Below are 3,178 nucleotides of genomic sequence, written 5' to 3'. Positions count from 1 at the left end.
TACGTACTCTGCAAATAAGGCTCTCCCTTATATCCAGCATACCCCGGATTCACATGCAAACCGTTAAAAATGTATTGGCTGAACTGAGGCAACTGCTGCCCCACAGCGTCTCCGGTACCAAGCCATAGGCCCAGTACCATCAACATTCCCGTGATTCTAAAAATTATTCTCATAACGTTAGGTCATTTTTAATTATCGCCGGATTCTCCATCACTTAATCACTTGGATCCATCCGCGGAATTCATGTTCAGTACCATCTCGATCAATGGCAGTAAAGATATAGAAATATGTCCCTGCTACCTGACCAGGAGCATTCCAGTTATTTTGATAGTTCTCAGTCTCGAAGACATGATCCCCATATCTGTTAATAATTACAATATCGTTACTTACAAACTTTCCAATACCCTTTATCTCAAAGGTGTCATTGTTTCCGTCCTCAGTTTCAGGAGTGATCACATTCGGGATTCGGAATGGAAGAATCTCATTCACATCATCGTCAATATCATTTTCTTCATTGATATCATCTGCTGGAGAATCCACCTCAGCTACATTGGTTATCACACCTGGATCGCCTGCTTTTACTCTCACTCTGATGGTTATGATAGCTCCAGATTCAAAGAATGGAATCGTCCAAGTCAACCTTGGCTCAGCAACAGAAAGCGTCACATCAGCACCAGCTGGGTTCGATATGACTTCTGAACTCAGATAAGTTACGTTGTTTGGTAAATCATCCGTTAAGGTTACCTCTCTCGCGTCAGTATCCCCTGGATTACTCAAGACTACTTCATATTCGAATTCATCACCTTCGTAGATCTCAGCTTCGAAGCTGGTCTTCTCTACCGCCAGATCTACCTGATCATTAATTATTGTGATTACAATTATGGCGTCGTCCGAATTATCAGGGAAAGCAACCTCACTTAATGTGTAAGTAAGGGTATAAGTCCCTACTGGATTCAAACCTGGAATCAACACCAATTCACCATTCTCATCTATGCTAATTCCTTCAAGCCCACCGAAGTCGGTAATGGTGATTTCCACATCCTCTGGATTTGGTCTATCACCAGCCAGAAGATCGTTATCCAAAATATTTCCAATAACTCCTCCGAAGCTGATAAAGAATTCGCCGAAGAGATCATCATTCGCGACAATCTCATTTGGAGATCCCTCAAGACATCTCAATCCAAAGTTAAAGTCATTAGGCTCCTGCGGACTGTAAATTTCGGTAAGAACCTGCGGAGTTGTGAATTCACAGAAGAATTCAGCTACTTCAGTTTGTCTTCCATCCGCATCAGGAAGAACTTTCACTAGGCCTGATCCACCCAAGGAGATTCCATTTTGAGTAAACGGACCATCTGGATCCAAAGTAATGGTGAACTCACCAAATGGAACTCCCTCTGGAAGAGTATGCGTCCAATATCCAATTCTTCCAATGATCTCCGTGGCCGTATACCCATTTGGTCCTTCAATTTCAAGGTTTTGTCCTTCAGGATTACCAAATCCAGCTTTGTTTAACTCTCCTTCATTTTCAGGCCCTTCAAAGCTTCCATCACCATTGAAATCAAACCACTCCCATGTATTCAAATCAATCGGAGTTCCTTGTACAATTGGGTTTTCTGTTACTTGTCCGTCATTATTGGCATCAAACCATTCATTCTGGATACCATCTCCATTCAAGTCATACCATACGAAGCCTTCAATTACTCTGTCACTTCCAACACTGGTGTATGGGAATTCCACCGATACGTAATCGCATGTTGTAATAGTCACATCTCTTGAATTACCATTTCTGGCAAAAAGTTCTTGGTTTTTGTTCAACCCTCGATCCAAAACTTCCACTGTGTATGTTCCTTCAAGGATACCAGTAAATAGGAATCTACCCTCATCGTTGGTCACATTAATAACACCGGTATCGTCTCCTGAATCAATCAGTAGAACTGGAACATTTGCCAATGGAGTACCATCATCCTCATTAAATATTACTCCAGTCAATAAGGTCTGATCATCGCAGAAAATACTTACCACAGCATCATCTTCATCAGAAACTTGATCTCCCATAAATGTTCCTGTTGCTGTGGCCGTATTTGTAATATCATCCTGAGCAACAATTTCATCTGCTGTGACAGTATAGGTCAAAGTAAAGTTTTCACTTGAACCAACCGATAGATCGCCAATATACTCAGTGAATCCAAGTTTCTCATCTGAAATAGTCACCTCGCTTAAGTCAACATTTCCTGGGTTCGTTACTGTCAGGATATAAGTTATCACTTCTCCAATCTCTGAAACGGTTGCTTTATCAGCTGTTTTTTCTATTTCAATGGCAGGCCCCTGTACACCAGGTACAGTCGGTACAGTCACCGATCCTCCACCGTCAACTTGGCCTCCTCCAGGAGTGCTGCCTGTTGCGGTTGCAGCATTTGTCACCGAACCTGTGTCTACATCAGCTTGTGTCACCGTGTAACTGGTTGTCACTGTTGTGCTTTGGCCTGGGGCCAAATCTCCAATATTCGTATTTAAGCCTGTCAACGGATCCTCTATCGTCACATTGCTCAAAATTACATTGCCGGTATTGGTTACCACAATGCTGTAATCTATCACATCACCTGCCGCGCTGTATTCCGGTGTATCCGCAAACTTCTCTAGCTCAATGCCAGGATTCTGAATTGCTGTAACCGTAGCGCTGGCTGTAGCGGTCTGAGCTGCCTGGTTTGGATCTGTACCTGTGGCGGTAGCTGTGTTCACCACCTGTCCATTGTTTACATCCGCTTGAGTCACCGCGTAGCTTGTCGTAAGCGTAGCCATCTGGCCTGGTTGCAAGTCACCCACATTATCATTCTGACCAGTCAATGGATCCGTAATCGTGGTATTGGTTAAGGTCACATTTCCAGTGTTCTCAACAATCAAAGTATACGTAATTACATCTCCGGCTTGATCATAAGTCGTTGGGTTAGCCGTTTTAGTCAAGGAAATACCTGAATTCTGAGCTGCTGTAACCGTGGCGCTGGCTGTAGCGGTCTGAGCTGCCTGGTTCGGATCGGTACCTGTGGCTGTAGCCGTGTTCACCACCTGTCCGTTGTTTACATCCACTTGAGTCACCGCGTAGTTTGTCGTAACCGTAGCCGTCTGGCCTGGTTGCAAGTCACCCACATTATCATTCTGACCAGTCAATGGATCCGTAATC

2 protein-coding genes are annotated in these 3,178 nt (G+C 43.8%); both read right to left on the bottom strand.

Annotated elements, in window-relative coordinates:
• Positions 1-146: type IX secretion system membrane protein PorP/SprF (locus tag QVH07_RS17625; protein WP_435367070.1), on the bottom strand; the 146-nt coding region annotated here is incomplete at its 3' end.
• A 64-nt stretch (positions 147-210) separates the two neighbouring features.
• A partial coding sequence (locus tag QVH07_RS17620) for a DUF7507 domain-containing protein (protein WP_290003143.1) occupies positions 211-3,178 on the bottom strand: 2,968 nt, incomplete at its 5' end.

Origin of the sequence: Algoriphagus sediminis (assembly GCF_030403435.1) — a bacterium.
GTDB lineage: Bacteria > Bacteroidota > Bacteroidia > Cytophagales > Cyclobacteriaceae > Algoriphagus > Algoriphagus sediminis.
Note: the sequence above shows the minus strand (reverse complement) of the source record. Positions and strands in the feature narration are given on the sequence as shown.